We start from the raw sequence: 15,647 nt of genomic DNA, 5'->3' as shown, positions 1-15,647 counted from the left end.
ACACATATGAGACAGGAACGTATTGATGCTGGACAGATGGAATTAAACGAAAGAGTAGTATCAATCAAACGTGTTACCAAGGTTGTTAAAGGTGGTCGTAACTTCAGATTCACAGCTTTAGTGGTTGTTGGTGATGGCAATGGCCATGTTGGTGCAGGTTTGGGAAAAGCTACTGAGATCCCCGAAGCTATCCGCAAAGGGAAAGAAGATGCAGCTAAGAAGTTAATTAAGGTTGCGTTAGATGAAAATGATAGTGTTACACATGATACTATTGGAAAATTCGGAAGTGCTTCTGTATTGTTAAAGAAAGCTCCGGATGGTACCGGTGTTATTGCCGGAGGCCCGGCACGTGCGGTAATCGAGCTGGCAGGCATTAAGAATATCCGTACAAAATCTTTGGGATCCAACAATAAGCAGAACGTTATTCTTGCTACAATTGAAGGACTGAAAGAAATAAAGACTCCGGAAGAAGTCGCAAAACTTCGTGGCAAATCAGTAGAAGAGATCGTAGGCTAATAGGAGGTAAGTTATAATGGCAAATTTAAAAGTTACACTGACAAAGTCTACAATCGGCTCAGTACCAAAGCACAGGAAAACTGTTGAAGCGTTGGGGCTTAAGAAACTCAACAAGACAGTCGTGTTACCTGATAATGCAGCTACCAGAGGTATGGTACAGCAGGTTAGACATTTAGTGAAAGTGGAAGAAGCTTAAATAAAAGAAGATAAGGAGGTAATAGCATGGACTTATCAAACTTGAGACCAGCAGACGGTTCTAAGCAGAGTGATAATTTCAGAAGAGGCCGTGGACACGGTTCTGGAAATGGTAAGACAGCCGGTAAGGGCCACAAAGGTCAGAAAGCTCGTTCAGGGGCACCAAGGCCGGGCTTTGAAGGCGGCCAGATGCCTTTATACAGAAGAATACCAAAGAGAGGTTTCACTTGCAGAAACTCTAAGGAAATCGTTGGTATTAATTTAAACGCATTAGAAATATTCGAAGATGGCGCTACAGTTTCAGTTGAGACTTTAATCGAAAGCGGCATTGTTAAAAACCCAAAAGACGGTGTAAAAATTCTTGGAAACGGAGAGTTAACTAAGAAGCTTAATGTTCAGGCCAATGCATTTAGTGCAAAAGCAGCTGAAAAGATAGAGGCACTTGGTGGAAAAGCAGAGGTGATCTAATGCTAGAGACAGTGCGGAGAGCATTTCAGATAGAAGATATCCGTAAGAGACTATTCTATACCTTTTTAATGTTGGTCGTTGTGAGATTTGGTTCCGAACTGCCTACGCCTGGCGTCGATCCGACTTACATCCAGAATTTTTTCGCGAACCAGACCGGTGATGCATTCAATTTTTTTGATGCATTTACCGGAGGTTCCTTTACACAGATGTCTGTGTTTGCACTGAGTATTACACCATATATCACATCTTCAATTATCATGCAGCTACTGACCATTGCTATTCCGAAACTGGAAGAGATGCAAAAAGACGGAGAAGATGGGAGAAAGAAAATTGCAGCAATCACCCGCTATGTCACAGTAGCTCTGGCTCTGATTGAATCTATTGCTATGTCAGTTGGTTTTGGACGTCAGGGACTACTTGTGAATTATAATTTTGTGAATGCTGCTGTTGTAGTATGTACACTCACAGCGGGGTCTGCATTTCTGATGTGGATTGGTGAGCGTATCACAGAAAAGGGCGTGGGAAACGGGATTTCCATTGTCCTGCTTATCAATATTATTTCCCGTGTGCCAAATGACTTCGTTACTCTTTATGAACAGTTTATAAAAGGACAGACTATTGCCAGCGGAGGCCTGGCAGCAATTATAATTATTGCTGTATTATTACTCGTTATTGTGTTTGTTATCATACTTCAGGGCGGTGAAAGAAGAATTGCTGTTCAATATTCACAGAAAGTGCAGGGAAGAAGAACTTATGGGGGACAATCCACGCATATTCCCCTAAAAGTTAATACCGCAGGTGTAATTCCGGTTATTTTTGCATCTTCACTGATGCAGTTTCCAGTGGTCATTGCATCTTTCTTAGGAAAGGGCGGCGGCACAGGAATTGGAAGCCAGATTTTAAAAGGAATGAGCTCTAATAACTGGTGTGATCCGGATAACCCGATTTATTCACTTGGCTTGATTGTGTATATTGTACTGAGTATATTTTTTGCATATTTCTATACATCTATTACATTCAATCCTATGGAAGTGGCAAACAATATGAAAAAGAGCGGCGGTTTTATTCCCGGAATCCGTCCGGGCAGGCCGACAGTTGATTATTTGCAGAAAATATTGAATTATATCATATTTATTGGTGCATGCGGACTTGTCATTGTACAGATAATTCCGTTCTTCTTCAATGGTGTGTTCAATGCGAACGTATCTTTCGGCGGTACATCTTTGATTATTATTGTAGGTGTTGTTCTGGATACGCTAAAGCAGGTCGAGTCACAGATGCTTGTACGAAATTACACAGGATTTTTGAACAATAAGGGAAGCAGTATGAAAAACAGTTACCTTGGCTATTAATTTAAATTACTTAGCTCGCTTGAGTTTCATCTTTCACAGATGAAACAGGCGGGTTAATGTACTATATGGAGGAACACATATGAAGATAATTATGTTGGGCGCCCCAGGAGCAGGTAAAGGAACCCAGGCAAAGAAGATTGCAGAAAAATATAAAGTGCCACATATTTCTACAGGAGATATATTCAGGGCAAATATTAAAAACAATACAGAGCTGGGACAGAAAGCCAAAACATACATGGATCAGGGACTGCTGGTGCCGGATGACCTTGTTGTTGACCTTGTTGTTGACAGAGTGAATCAGGCAGACTGCAACTCAGGGTATGTGCTGGATGGATTTCCCAGAACAATTCCCCAGGCCGAAGCGCTGGATAAAGAACTTGAGAAGCTGGAACAGAAAGTAGACTACGCAATTGATGTTGATGTGCCTGATGAAAACATCATCAAACGTATGTCGGGAAGACGTGCATGTGTGGATTGCGGTGCGACATACCATATGGTGTATGCACCGTCAAAAAAGGAAGGTGTCTGTGATAAGTGCAAAGGCACCCTGATTTTGAGAGATGATGATAAACCGGATACAGTAAAGAAACGTCTGGATGTTTATCATGAACAGACACAGCCTCTTATTGATTACTATAAATCTGCAGGGATTCTCAAAGAGGTAGACGGAACTATGGACATAGACGATGTTTTTTCTGAGACTGTGAGGATATTGGGAGAATAGCAGAAATAGTCTGATAAATATTGTATAGATGTTATAATTGTTGTTAATTATGAATATATATATTTGGCAGATGCTGGAAATATAACCATCTGCCAAAAAAAAGGAAAGCATCCGCAGGAGGATTAAGTATGTCGAAAACTGACGTGATTGAAATTGAAGGGATAGTGGCTGAAAAGCTGCCAAATGCAATGTTTAAGGTAAAATTGGAAAATGGCCATATTGTATTGGCACATATCAGCGGAAAACTTCGTATGAATTTCATTAAGATTTTGCCGGGAGACAAGGTGACATTGGAAATGTCCCCATATGACTTGAGCAAAGGCAGAATTGTTTGGAGAGATAAGTAAAAAGGTATTGACATTTATTAAAGTATAGTGTTATACTATGGAATGGCTGTTTTTGGATAGGTGTGCCCAAAATCAGTTCGTAACATACGGCTGAGCAAAGGATGGAAGGAGGATTTGACATGAAGGTTAGATCATCAGTAAAACCAATTTGTGAAAAATGCAAGGTTATTAGAAGAAAAGGAAGCGTCAGAGTAATCTGTGAGAATCCGAAACACAAACAAAGACAGGGTTAATATATAGCTCGATGAATAGCTTGTGTATGAATTAGGCGGCTGACAGCGCGATACACCAGGAGGTGTGTGGGGCTGTTTAATATACAGTAAGGATACACCATACTGCTGAAGCGGCAGGTACCGAGAGTGGTGGGTTTTTATCCTGTATATTGCTTGTAATACCCGGCATTTTTTAGAGTATTTACGCAGGTCGGGAAAGGGCATACATGAATGTATGTCTGGATGTTCACCAGGAGGAAGGAAGCACCTTTCCGGAAGCTGAAGGACATCCCAGTTAGGGACAATATAACAACAGATTTGAAATGGAGGAAAGACACATGGCTCGTATTGCAGGTGTAGACTTACCAAGAGACAAACGTGTAGAAATCGGTTTGACTTATATCTATGGAATAGGCAGAACAAGTTCAAACCGTATTCTTGCAGAGGCAGGAGTGAATCCTGATACTCGTGTGAGAGATTTAACTAGTGAAGATGTAAAGAAAATCAGCGAGGTAATTGATGAGACTCAGACTGTAGAAGGTGATCTGAGAAGAGAGATTCAGCTGAATATTAAGAGACTGAAGGAAATTGGCTGCTACCGTGGAATACGTCATAGAAAAGGTCTTCCGGTGCGTGGTCAGAAGACAAAGACTAATGCAAGAACATGCAAGGGTCCGAAGAGAACTGTAGCTAACAAGAAAAAATAGGAAATATTAATTGATAATTTGAGAAAGTAGGTTAGTTTAAATGGCTAAGAAAGTTACCAAAAAAGTGACAAAAAAACGTGTCAAGAAAAACGTTGAACGAGGACAAGCACATATCCAGTCATCTTTTAACAATACAATTGTTACATTGACAGATGCACAGGGAAATGCTCTTTCATGGGCAAGTGCGGGTGGTCTGGGATTTAGAGGTTCAAGGAAATCTACTCCATATGCAGCACAGATGGCAGCTGAGACAGCAGCAAAGGCAGCATTAGTTCATGGTCTGAAGACCGTAGATGTTTTTGTAAAGGGACCTGGTTCAGGAAGAGAAGCAGCAATCCGTGCCCTTCAGGCAAACGGCATTGATGTAACAAGCATCAGAGACGTAACGCCGGTACCGCACAATGGATGTCGTCCCCCGAAGCGCAGAAGAGTTTAGTCTCTGAGGTGTTTTGGACATTTACCATGAGAAACGTAAGGCGCGGATGCTGTACCCGAGGGTAAAAATTCCGCGGATAATAATTAGGAGGAAGCTAAATATGGCAGTAAATAGAGTTCCGGTTCTTAAAAGATGCCGTTCCTTAGGTATGGATCCAATCTATTTAGGAATTAGTAAAAAATCTAACAGACAGTTAAAAAGATCAAATAGAAAAATGAGCGAGTATGGTTTGCAGTTACGTGAGAAACAGAAAGCTAAATTTATCTATGGTGTACTGGAAAAACCTTTCAGAAACTATTATGCAAAAGCAAAAAAGATGGAAGGTATGACAGGTGAGAACCTGATGATTCTTCTGGAGAGCAGACTGGACAATGTAATGTTCCGTATGGGATTCGCAAGAACAAGAAAAGAAGCAAGGCAGATCGTTGATCACAAGCATGTGATGGTAAACGGCAAGCAGGTGAATATTCCGTCTTACCTTGTAAAAGCCGGAGATACAATTGAAATCAAAGAAAAGCACAAAGGAAGTCAGAGGTACAAAGATATTCTCGAAGTAACAGGCGGAAATATGATTCCCGACTGGTTGGAAGTAGATGCTGAAAATCTAAAAGCTACAGTAAAAGAACTTCCCAAGAGAGAGGTAATTGATGTGCCTGTTGATGAAGTGTTAATCGTCGAGTTATATTCTAAATAATCCCTGATGGATTTAGCTGGTTTAAGCTTGACATTTAACATGAGTACCCCTCAACATATTTTAACCCATAAGGAGGGTCTGTGTAGTGTTTGATTTTAATAAACCTAATATTGAAATTACTGAAATTTCAGAAGATAAAAAGTATGGACAGTTTGTTGTGGAGCCTCTGGAGAGAGGATATGGAACAACTCTTGGAAATTCCTTGAGGAGAATCATGCTTTCTTCTCTTCCAGGAGCTGCAATCAGTTCTGTTAAGATTGAGGGAGTTCTGCATGAGTTTAGTTCCATTCCGGGTGTAAAAGAAGATGTAACCGAGATTATCATGAATCTGAAATCACTGGCAATCAAGAATACATCAGAATCAGACGAAGTAAAGACTGCATATATCGAATTTGACGGTGAAGGCGTTGTGACAGGTGCTGACATCCAAGCGGATTCCGATATTGAGATTATGAATCCTGACCAGGTCATTGCCACTTTAAGCGGCGGTAAGGACAGCAAACTGTACATGGAGCTTACCATTACAAAAGGCAGAGGATACGTAAGCGCAGACAAGAACAAAAATGAAGACTTGCCGATTGGTGTTATTCCGATTGATTCTATTTATACACCAGTAGAACGTGTGAATCTCACAATTCAGAACACACGTGTGGGACAGATTACAGACTATGACAAACTTACATTAGATGTATGGACAAAAGGCACATTGATTCCTGATGAGGCTGTCAGTCTGGCGGCAAAAGTGCTCAGTGAGCATTTGAAGCTGTTTATCGATTTATCAGAAGTAGCCCAGGCTGCGGAAGTGATGATTGAGAAGGAAGATGACGAGAAAGAAAAAGTTTTGGAAATGAGTATTGATGAACTTGAACTTTCTGTCCGTTCTTATAACTGTCTGAAGAGAGCTGGTATTAACACCGTAGAGGAACTAACGAATAAAACACCGGAAGACATGATGAAGGTGCGTAATCTTGGACGCAAGTCATTAGAAGAAGTATTGGCTAAGTTAAAGGAATTGAACCTTGAACTGAATCAGGGTGATGAGTAAGCGTCGCCTGCCTGTGAATTATTTATTGAATTTTCCTGTCAGTAAGCCCGATGCGCATGACAGGGCATTTGATTAATAAGCCCGAAGATGCATAACCAAATGTTTCACAATGGAGGATTAAAACAATGGCAAAATATAGAAAACTTGGCAGAACATCCAGCCAGAGAAAAGCTCTGCTCAGAAATCAAGTAACTGCACTGCTGAGCAACGGCAAGATTGTTACTACAGAGGCTAAGGCAAAAGAAATCCGCAAAATTACAGAAGGACTAATTGCCGCAGCAGTACGGGAAAAGGACAACTTTGAAGAAGTAACTGTAAAAGCAAAAGTTGCACGCAAAGATAAGGATGGAAAAAGAGTCAAAGAAATCGTTGACGGTAAGAAAGTTACTGTATATGATGAAGTTGACAAAACAATCAAGAAAGATGCACCGAGCAGACTTCATACAAGAAGAGAAATGATAAAAGTTCTTTATCCGGTAATGGAAGTTCCGGCTAAAGGAAAGAAGAAAAATATGAAAGAAATTGATTTGGTTGACAAATTATTTTCTGAGATTGCTCCGAAATATGCTGATCGCAACGGCGGATATACTCGAATCGTAAAAATTGGACAGCGTAAGGGTGATGCTGCGCTTGAAGTGCTCATTGAATTAGTATAAATTTATTAATATTTTATAGAAAAACAGGAAACGAAAATATGGTTATCGACCACATTTACGTTTTCTGTTTTTTAATTGTAAAACAATTCTGAAAACGGTGCTCAAAAGGGTCAGTCCCCTATTAAGTCCTCTATTATGTGCATTTTTTACAAAGAATGTCAATAAATTAACGTTAAATATATAACGTTAATTTATTGACAAATAATTCACAATAAGTTAAACTATTCACATGTCAGGAATGAAACAAAAACATAATTCAACAACAGGAGGAAAAACAGAAATGGTAAAAAAGGATAAGACAGTTGTACCTGATATTGTGAACAGCGCAGAAACCCTTGAAGCCAAGATGCGGGCAATGCGAAATGCACAGAAGGTATTTGCCACATATAACCAGGAGCAGGTAGATAAGATTTTCTTTGAAGCAGCTATGGCAGCGAATAAACAGCGTATTCCCCTTGCTAAACTGGCAGTGGAAGAGACACAGCGTGGGGTTGTGGAAGATAAGGTGATTAAGAATCATTATGCGGCTGAGTATATTTATAATGCATATAGGCATACGAAGACCTGTGGTGTTATTGAGGAGGACCCGGCGTATGGAATAAAAAAAATTGCAGAACCTCTCGGGCTGATTGCGGCAGTTATTCCTACTACGAACCCTACTTCAACGGCTATTTTTAAGACATTGATTAGTTTGAAAACAAGAAATGCCATCATTATCAGTCCTCATCCGGCTGCAAAAAAGTGTACTATTGAGGCAGCTAAAGTTGTCCTGGATGCTGCGGTAAAAGCGGGGGCACCGGAAGGAATCATCGGATGGATAGATGAACCGTCACTTAACCTTACAACGCAGGTTATGCAGGAGTCAGATGTTATTCTTGCCACAGGCGGACCCGGGATGGTAAAATCGGCATATTCATCAGGGAAACCTGCACTGGGGGTAGGCTCAGGGAATACACCTGTTATTATTGATGATACTGCGGACATAAAAGTAGCTGTCAGTTCAATCATTCATTCTAAGACATTTGACAATGGTATGATATGTGCTTCCGAACAGTCTGTAACGGTGCTTGAAAGCATATACGAGGAAGTGAAGAAGGAATTTGCTTATCGTGGGTGCTATTTTCTAAAAAAGGGAGATGAGCTTGATAAGGTGCGCAAGACGATTATCATTGATGGTGCACTTAATTCAAAAATCCCGGGAATGTCGGCATATGCTATTGCAAAAATGGCGGGGGTGGAGGTTCCTGCAGATACAAAGATTTTAATCGGTGAAGTGGAATCTGTAGAGCCTTCAGAAGAATTTGCTCATGAAAAGCTATCCCCTGTTCTTGCGATGTACAAAGCAAAAACTTTTGACGAGGCCTTACATAAGGCGGAGAAGCTTGTAGCTGATGGCGGGTATGGACACACATCTTCTCTTTATGTACACCCGAGTCAAAAGGAAAAGATGGCAAGGCATGCAGAGGCGATGAAGACCGGACGTGTATTGGTCAATACCCCTTCTTCCCAGGGCGGTATCGGCGACCTCTACAACTTTAAAATGATTCCTTCTCTTACACTTGGCTGCGGTTCCTGGGGCGGTAACTCTGTGTCGGAGAACGTAGGGGTGAAGCATTTGCTGAATATAAAGACAGTTGCCGAGAGGAGAGAAAATATGCTTTGGTTTAGAGTACCAGAGAAAGTTTACTTTAAAAAAGGCTGTATGCCGGTAGCACTTGACGAACTTGGAACGATTATGCATAAAAAGAAAGCTTTTATCATAACAGATTCCTTCTTGTACAAGAACGGTTATGTAGATGCTGTTGAGGCAAAACTGGATGAGATGGGAATTCAGCATTCATGCTTCTTTGAGGTTGCGCCTGATCCGACTCTTCAGTGTGCAAGAAAAGGAGCAGAGATGCTTTCGGCTTTCGAACCGGATACAATCATTGCCCTAGGCGGCGGTTCTGCAATGGATGCAGGAAAGATTATGTGGCTTATGTATGAACATCCGGAGGTAAACTTTGAAGATTTGGCCATGGATTTTATGGATATTCGGAAAAGAGTATTTACTTTCCCGAAAATGGGCGAGAAGGCATATTTTGTAGCGATTCCTACTTCTGCGGGAACAGGCTCTGAGGTGACACCGTTTGCAATCATTACGGACGCAGATACAGGCGTAAAATGGCCCCTGGCGGACTATGAACTTCTTCCCAATATGGCAATTGTGGACGTTGACAATATGATGACACAGCCCAAAGGATTGACCAGTGCTTCCGGTATTGATGTTATGACTCATGCAATTGAGTCCTATGTTTCCATTATGGCTACAGATTTTACTCAGCCACTGTCAATGAAGGCTGTAAAGACAGTATTCGACTATCTGCCTTCTGCCTATGACAACGGAGCAGACGATCCGATTGCCCGCGAAAAGATGGCCGATGCATCCTGTATGGCGGGTATGGCATTTGCAAATGCGTTCCTGGGAGTTAACCATTCCATGGCACATAAACTGGGTGCTTTTCATCATCTGCCCCACGGTGTTGCAAATGCGGTCCTGCTTACAGAAGTTATGAGATATAATGCAGCAGAAGTTCCGGCGAAGATGGGAACTTTCTCTCAGTATCCATACCCGGATGCTTTGGCAAGATATGCTGAGCTGGGTCGATTTGCAGGCTGCACAGGCAGGGATGATAATGAAGTGTTTGAAGACTTTATTGGGAAGCTGGAAACATTGAAGGAAAAGATAGGGATTAAAAAGTCCATCAAGGAGTATGGCGTTGATGAAAAATACTTCCTTGATACGGTGGATGACATGGTGGAGCAGGCATTTAACGATCAGTGTACCGGAGCTAATCCCAGGTATCCATTGTTGAAAGAGATAAAAGAGATTTATTTGAAGTGTTATTACGGAAAATAATTAATGGAGTATCAATTAAAAGCCAAATCAGTAAATAAAAATGAGGATATTGCTCTTTGCGATATCCTCATTTTTTAACAAGCTTGTCCTGCCTACCAGCTTGGGAAGAAAAGATTATTTCCAATGTTCACTCCCGGTCTGTCTGTTGCTCCTGCATAGAGGAAATAGTAACAGTCAGCTACTTCCGCCAGACGAGTTCCATTGATTGCGTCCTGAGCCACGGTATACGCAAGGTTGCTGGGACCATTTGATAGTACGGATTCAAGACGTCCGGTCCATACAGGTTCAAATTGTCCGCTGGCGTAAACCACATCTGAAACCGAACCTGGAAATGAAGGACTCTGTACTCGATTCATAATGACCGTTGCCACAGCCAGCATAGAATTGTAGTCATGCATTGCCTCACAGTCTAATATTGCGGCAAATACATCCAGTTCGCTTCCGGATATGCTTGTGCCATCTGTATTGACAACAGTACCGCCCGAACTGCCTCCGGAGGTATTCGCAGGTACATTCACAGCTGCGGCTTCCTGGGCCTTTGCCTGCGCTGTTGCTGCGGCTTCTGCCTCCGCTGCGAGCCTTGCGGCTTCTTCGGCACGGAGCTTTTCTAACTTTGTATTGTAAGCGCTCAGATCCGTGGATGTGGCCGCTGCCTTTTTAACTAACTCAGCCTGTCGTTTTTTGAGGTTTGCCTGGAGCTGCTGCATAGAGTCCTGCTGAGCTTCCAAGGTATCTTTCTGATCAGAAATTTTTTTCTGGATTTTTTGTAGTTCAAGAAGCATGTCCCGGTCATAATCGCTGATATTTTGTATAAAGTCAGCTTTATTCAGGAAGTCTGACATATCCTCCGCTGAAAAAAGTATCTCCAGCAAGCTGGAGTTGCCGGTCTCATACATATACTTAATACGGGACTTCATATCCTCATATTGCTTTGCTTCGTTCGCCTCTGCCTCGGCTAAGGAATCTTTTGTCCTTTGAATTTCGCCATTGGTAACTTCGACCTGCATTTCATTCGTGGAAATCTCATCACTTATGGAGAGAAGCTCATTATTGATGCCTGCAAGCTGACCCTTTAAATCAGAAGTTTTGCTTTCCAGACTCTTCTTGTCTTCGGCGTGAACCGGAACTACGGAAAGCACTAATGCGAGAGAGCAGGCAAGAGAAACAAGGACTTGTCCTCCACGTTTTAAGCGCAATTTCATAATCATTAATTCCTTTCTTAATAGTTGTGCTTTGCTATTATACTATAAATTGCTTTATTAAGCAAATTTTGATAGAATAAGTTAGAAAATTTTTATAAAGAATGGTTTTACATAAAGCAGGAGGATTGGCAATTCATGAAGCATCAGATAAAAATGATAGGGCTGGATTTGGATGGCACACTTTTAAATGAAAAGAAAGAAATTCTTCCATATACAAGGCGGATTTTAAATCACGCTATAGAACGGGGGATTATTGTACTGGCGGCCACCGGCAGGCCTCTTACAGGGATACCGGAAGAACTAAGGTTCTACCCCGATATCCGCTATGCTATTACGTCCAATGGGGCGAGGGTGATGGATATAAAAGAAAACAAGCCGCTGATTGAAAGGCTTCTTCCGATAGAAAGGGGAAAGAAAGCATTGGAAACATTCAGAAAATATGATACATTACAAGAGGTATATTTTGATGGCCAGGGCTATGCCCCAGAGCAGAAACTGAGAAACATAGGTCACTATCATCATGACCCAAACATGTGGGAGTATGTACTTAAGAGCAGGAAGCCTGTACAAAGTATTATGGCATTGATTGAGCATGAGAATAAGGATATGGATAAAGTCCAGGCCATTTTTGCGGACAGTGAGGAACAAAAGGCGGCATGGGCGGAACTGGAAAAGCAGGAAGGCATCGTATTGGTCACCTCTCTGGGGTATAATATAGAGATTAATGCATCCGGGGTGAACAAGGGTACAGCACTTGTGGAACTGGGAAAGATGCTTGGCATCAGACGGGAAGAGATTATGGCATGTGGGGACAGAGACAATGATATCGACATGCTCAAGGAGGCCGGTCTGGGAGTCGCCATGGGAAATGCAGAGGAAGAAGTGAAAAACGCTGCGGATTACATAACTTTATCGAATATAGAAGAAGGAGCAGCAAAGGCGATCGAGCAGTTCGCACTAAGCTAAAAGGAGGAGAAGTATGTTAGAAGCTTTAAAAGTAATTATACTGGGAATTGTGGAGGGGATTACCGAATGGCTGCCAATCAGCAGTACGGGACATCTAATACTGGTAGAAGAGTTTGTAAAACTCAAGATGAGTGATGATTTCATGTCCATGTTTAATGTGGTGATCCAGCTGGGAGCAATTCTTGCTGTTGTTGTGATATATTTCCACAAGTTGAATCCATTTTCAAGAACCAAGACAGATAAACAGAAGAAACTTACGCTGCAACTATGGGTGAAGGTTATAGCAGCGGCTGTACCCGCTGCGGTCATAGGCCTGCTGTTTGATGACCTTCTTGATGCATACTTGATGAATTATGTAGTTGTAGCAATTATGCTGATACTCTATGGTGTCATATTTATTGTGGTAGAAAAGCGCAACGAACATGTAAGGCCGTCGGTGAGGAGGCTGTCAGATCTTACAATCCCTATGGCCCTGATGATCGGAGGATTTCAAGTGCTCGCCCTGATTCCGGGAACCTCCCGGTCCGGCGCAACCATTATAGGCGGACTGCTAATCGGTGCATCGAGAGCTGTAGCTGCAGAGTTTACATTTTTCCTCGCCATTCCTGTTATGTTTGGAGCAAGTTTATTAAAAATTGTAAAATTTGGTTTTCACTTTACAGGTATGGAAAGTTTTCTCCTTCTGCTTGGCTGTGCAGTTTCCTTTGCGGTAGCCATATTTGCTATTAAGTTCCTGATGCAGTATATCAAAGGACATGATTTTAAGGCATTTGGATACTATAGAATTGTAATGGGAATCATTGTTCTCCTCTATTTTGGTATGAGTGCACTGTTTGCATAATAGTTCAGCCATGCGAGTCCTGTCAGCGTATGCATATGAAAACAAAAAATATGCATAAAAATGTGTATAACCCCTTGTTTTTTAAAGAAAATATGATAAAATATAAAGGTATTGTGTATGAATATGCAAAGACAAGATAAGTTTGGAGGAATAGAAAGATGAAGAAGAAAGTTTTGAGTTTACTATTGGCGACAGCATGCGTATTTTCCCTGGCGGCATGTGGTTCTAAGAAAGAGGACAGCAATTCGGCAGACAGTGGAAATAAGAAAGAAGATACATTAGTCATGGCTACCAATGCGGAGTTTCCGCCCTATGAATATTATGAAGGAAAAGAGGTAGTGGGTATCGATGCTGATATTGCAGCAGCTGTAGCTGAAGAGCTTGGTATGACACTGAAAATTGAGGACATGGCGTTTGATTCTATCATCACAGCGGTGTCCAGCAAGAAGGCGGATATTGGGGCTGCAGGCATGACGGTGACAGAGGATCGTGTAAAAAATGTTGATTTCACAAACACCTATGCAAAAGCTACCCAGGTAATCATTGTTAAAGAAGACAGCAAAATTGCAGGGCCCGATGATCTGGCAGGTAAGAAGATCGGTGTGCAGTTGGGAACAACAGGCGATATCTATGCGGATGACATTGAAGATGCCTCTGTAGAGCGCTACAATAAAGGTTTTGAGGCTGTGCAGGCAATGCAGCAGGGTAAAGTTGATGCAGTCATCATCGATGGAGAGCCCGCCAAGAAGTTTGTAAAAGAAGCGGAGGGGCTGAAAATCCTGGATGAAGCATTTACAGAAGAAGAATATGCTATCGCTGTGAAGAAAGGCAATGACGAATTAAAGAACAAGATTAACGATGCACTGGCGGACTTAAAAGATTCCGGAAAACTGGATGAAATTGTAGCAAAATACATTAACAGCGACAGTGATCAGTAGAAGAGGATAAAAGAATGTTGCAGACATTGCAGGATAAGTTTTATGGGAATTTTATAGAAAAAGACCGCTGGGAGTATATTCTGGCCGGGCTGGGGGTCACTTTAGAAGTGACCTTCTTTGCGGTTATTATAGGTATTGTACTTGGATTTCTGATTGCAATCGTACGTTCCACCTATGATAAGACGGGAAAATTGAAAATACTTAATGCTCTGTGCAAGGTGTATCTTACTGTTATCAGGGGTACCCCGGTTGTTGTACAATTAATGATTATTTATTTCGTTATTTTTAGCAGTACGGATATCAGCAAGGTTGTGGTGGCAATCATGGCCTTTGGTCTGAATTCGGGAGCCTATGTTGCTGAGATTTTCCGTTCCGGTATCATGGCCGTAGATAGTGGGCAGTTCGAGGCGGGGCGCAGTCTTGGTTTCAACTACGTGCAGACTATGATATACATTATCATGCCTCAGGCATTCAAGAATGTCCTGCCGGCCCTGGGCAATGAGTTTATTGTGCTTCTAAAGGAAACCTCTGTTTCCGGCTATATTGCACTGCAGGATCTCACAAAGGGCGGAGATATTATCCGAAGTCAGACTTGGGATGCTTTTATGCCTCTTATAGCTGTAGCACTGATTTACCTTGTCATGGTAATGATATTTACAAAGCTTGTAAATATACTGGAGAGGAGGCTGAGAAGCAGTGACCACTAATGGAGAAGTATTAATAAAAGTGGAAGATTTATATAAAGTTTATAACAGCAGGCTTCATGCATTGGACGGGGTTTCCGAGGAAATCCGCAAAGGGGAGGTTGTTGTTATCGTTGGGCCGTCCGGCTCCGGAAAATCAACTTTCCTCCGCTCTCTGAATCTGCTTGAAATGCCCACAAAGGGACATGTATTTTTTGAGGGTGTTGATATCACAAGCAAGGAGACGGATATAGACCTGCACCGCAGAAAAATGGGGATGGTATTTCAGCACTTCAACCTGTTTCCTCACAAAACCATACTGGAGAACATTACACTGGCCCCCATCAAGCTCTTGAAAAAGAGCAAAGAAGAGGCCGAGAAGCATGCTATGGAACTGCTGAAGCTGGTGGGATTGGAGGAAAAGGCAAATGCTTACCCATCTCAGCTGTCGGGGGGGCAAAAGCAGCGTATTGCAATTATACGATCACTGGCAATGAATCCTGAGGTTATGCTGTTTGACGAACCAACCTCTGCACTTGATCCGGAAATGGTCGGTGAGGTGCTGGAGCTGATGAAAAAGCTGGCCAGGGACGGAATGACAATGGTTGTGGTGACCCATGAGATGGGGTTTGCAAAAGAAGTGGCCTCAAGGGTTATTTTTATGGATGAAGGGAAGATTAAGGAACAGGGAACACCGGAAGAATTTTTTGGCAATCCGAGAGAACCAAGATTAAGAGAATTTTTATCAAAAATATTGTAGCAGAGA

Annotated in this window: 19 protein-coding genes; 18 read left to right on the top strand and 1 reads right to left on the bottom strand. The window is 42.0% G+C overall.

Annotated elements, in window-relative coordinates; genetic code table 11:
• Positions 1–6 precede the first annotated feature (6 nt).
• The 13 genes from rpsE to adhE all read left to right on the top strand — a co-directional run bounded on the left by rpsE (position 7) and on the right by adhE (position 10,251).
• On the top strand, positions 7–516 hold the full coding sequence (rpsE, locus tag BN3456_RS03740; RefSeq protein WP_089982802.1) for a 30S ribosomal protein S5: 510 nt from the start codon (positions 7–9) through the stop codon (positions 514–516).
• 16 nt (positions 517–532) lie between these two features.
• Positions 533–712, top strand: a complete 180-nt coding sequence (gene rpmD / locus BN3456_RS03735) for a 50S ribosomal protein L30 (protein WP_089982801.1) — start codon at positions 533–535, stop codon at positions 710–712.
• A 26-nt stretch (positions 713–738) separates the two neighbouring features.
• Complete coding sequence (rplO, locus tag BN3456_RS03730; protein ID WP_089982800.1) at positions 739–1,179, top strand: 50S ribosomal protein L15; 441 nt, start codon at positions 739–741, stop codon at positions 1,177–1,179.
• Positions 1,179–2,531: a preprotein translocase subunit SecY gene (gene secY, locus BN3456_RS03725; RefSeq protein WP_089982799.1), complete on the top strand. Its 1,353-nt coding sequence runs from the start codon at positions 1,179–1,181 to the stop codon at positions 2,529–2,531. The genes rplO and secY overlap by 1 nt, the downstream gene beginning before the upstream one ends.
• Positions 2,532–2,610: 79 nt before the next feature.
• Complete coding sequence (locus BN3456_RS03720) at positions 2,611–3,255, top strand: adenylate kinase (protein WP_089982798.1); 645 nt, start codon at positions 2,611–2,613, stop codon at positions 3,253–3,255.
• A 128-nt stretch (positions 3,256–3,383) separates the two neighbouring features.
• Positions 3,384–3,602, top strand: a complete 219-nt coding sequence (infA, locus tag BN3456_RS03715; RefSeq protein WP_089982797.1) for a translation initiation factor IF-1 — start codon at positions 3,384–3,386, stop codon at positions 3,600–3,602.
• A gap of 119 nt (positions 3,603–3,721) precedes the next feature.
• Entirely contained in the window at positions 3,722–3,835 is a 114-nt protein-coding gene (rpmJ, locus tag BN3456_RS03710) for a 50S ribosomal protein L36 (RefSeq protein WP_089982796.1), read from the top strand.
• Positions 3,836–4,152: 317 nt separating this feature from the next.
• Entirely contained in the window at positions 4,153–4,521 is a 369-nt protein-coding gene (gene rpsM, locus BN3456_RS03705; RefSeq protein ID WP_089982795.1) for a 30S ribosomal protein S13, read from the top strand.
• A 40-nt stretch (positions 4,522–4,561) separates the two neighbouring features.
• On the top strand, positions 4,562–4,957 hold the full coding sequence (rpsK, locus tag BN3456_RS03700; protein ID WP_089982794.1) for a 30S ribosomal protein S11: 396 nt from the start codon (positions 4,562–4,564) through the stop codon (positions 4,955–4,957).
• A 100-nt stretch (positions 4,958–5,057) separates the two neighbouring features.
• Positions 5,058–5,651, top strand: coding sequence for a 30S ribosomal protein S4 (gene rpsD / locus BN3456_RS03695; RefSeq protein WP_089982793.1), 594 nt, complete (start codon positions 5,058–5,060; stop codon positions 5,649–5,651).
• A gap of 85 nt (positions 5,652–5,736) precedes the next feature.
• On the top strand, positions 5,737–6,696 hold the full coding sequence (locus BN3456_RS03690) for a DNA-directed RNA polymerase subunit alpha (RefSeq protein WP_089982792.1): 960 nt from the start codon (positions 5,737–5,739) through the stop codon (positions 6,694–6,696).
• A 125-nt stretch (positions 6,697–6,821) separates the two neighbouring features.
• Entirely contained in the window at positions 6,822–7,352 is a 531-nt protein-coding gene (locus BN3456_RS03685; protein ID WP_089982791.1) for a bL17 family ribosomal protein, read from the top strand.
• Positions 7,353–7,632: 280 nt separating this feature from the next.
• Positions 7,633–10,251 (top strand): bifunctional acetaldehyde-CoA/alcohol dehydrogenase, encoded by a 2,619-nt coding sequence (gene adhE, locus BN3456_RS03680; RefSeq protein WP_089982790.1) that lies wholly within the window; start codon positions 7,633–7,635, stop codon positions 10,249–10,251.
• A 92-nt stretch (positions 10,252–10,343) separates the two neighbouring features.
• Here the strand turns inward: adhE and BN3456_RS03675 are convergent, their stop codons facing one another.
• Entirely contained in the window at positions 10,344–11,453 is a 1,110-nt protein-coding gene (locus BN3456_RS03675; protein ID WP_089982829.1) for a coiled-coil domain-containing protein, read from the bottom strand.
• A 135-nt stretch (positions 11,454–11,588) separates the two neighbouring features.
• On the opposite strand from BN3456_RS03675, the gene BN3456_RS03670 reads away from it, so the two are divergent.
• The 5 genes from BN3456_RS03670 to BN3456_RS03650 all read left to right on the top strand — a co-directional run bounded on the left by BN3456_RS03670 (position 11,589) and on the right by BN3456_RS03650 (position 15,641).
• Positions 11,589–12,419 carry a Cof-type HAD-IIB family hydrolase gene (locus tag BN3456_RS03670; RefSeq protein ID WP_089982789.1) on the top strand — a complete coding sequence of 277 codons (831 nt, stop codon included), beginning with the start codon at positions 11,589–11,591 and terminating at the stop codon, positions 12,417–12,419.
• 13 nt (positions 12,420–12,432) lie between these two features.
• On the top strand, positions 12,433–13,260 hold the full coding sequence (locus BN3456_RS03665; RefSeq protein WP_089982788.1) for an undecaprenyl-diphosphate phosphatase: 828 nt from the start codon (positions 12,433–12,435) through the stop codon (positions 13,258–13,260).
• A 158-nt stretch (positions 13,261–13,418) separates the two neighbouring features.
• Positions 13,419–14,198 (top strand): transporter substrate-binding domain-containing protein, encoded by a 780-nt coding sequence (locus tag BN3456_RS03660; protein ID WP_089982787.1) that lies wholly within the window; start codon positions 13,419–13,421, stop codon positions 14,196–14,198.
• A 14-nt stretch (positions 14,199–14,212) separates the two neighbouring features.
• Positions 14,213–14,905 (top strand): amino acid ABC transporter permease, encoded by a 693-nt coding sequence (locus tag BN3456_RS03655; RefSeq protein ID WP_089982786.1) that lies wholly within the window; start codon positions 14,213–14,215, stop codon positions 14,903–14,905.
• A complete protein-coding gene (locus BN3456_RS03650) occupies positions 14,895–15,641 on the top strand; it encodes an amino acid ABC transporter ATP-binding protein (RefSeq protein WP_089982785.1) in 747 nt (248 codons plus the stop codon). Before BN3456_RS03655 ends, BN3456_RS03650 begins: the two co-directional genes overlap by 11 nt.
• Positions 15,642–15,647: the final 6 nt, after the last annotated feature.

The sequence above is a fragment of the Clostridium sp. C105KSO13 genome (genome assembly GCF_001517425.1).
In the GTDB taxonomy this organism is placed as follows: domain Bacteria; phylum Bacillota; class Clostridia; order Lachnospirales; family Lachnospiraceae; genus Muricomes.
The sequence above is the reverse complement of the archived record's forward strand: the minus strand, read 5'-3'. Positions and strand labels throughout refer to the sequence as shown.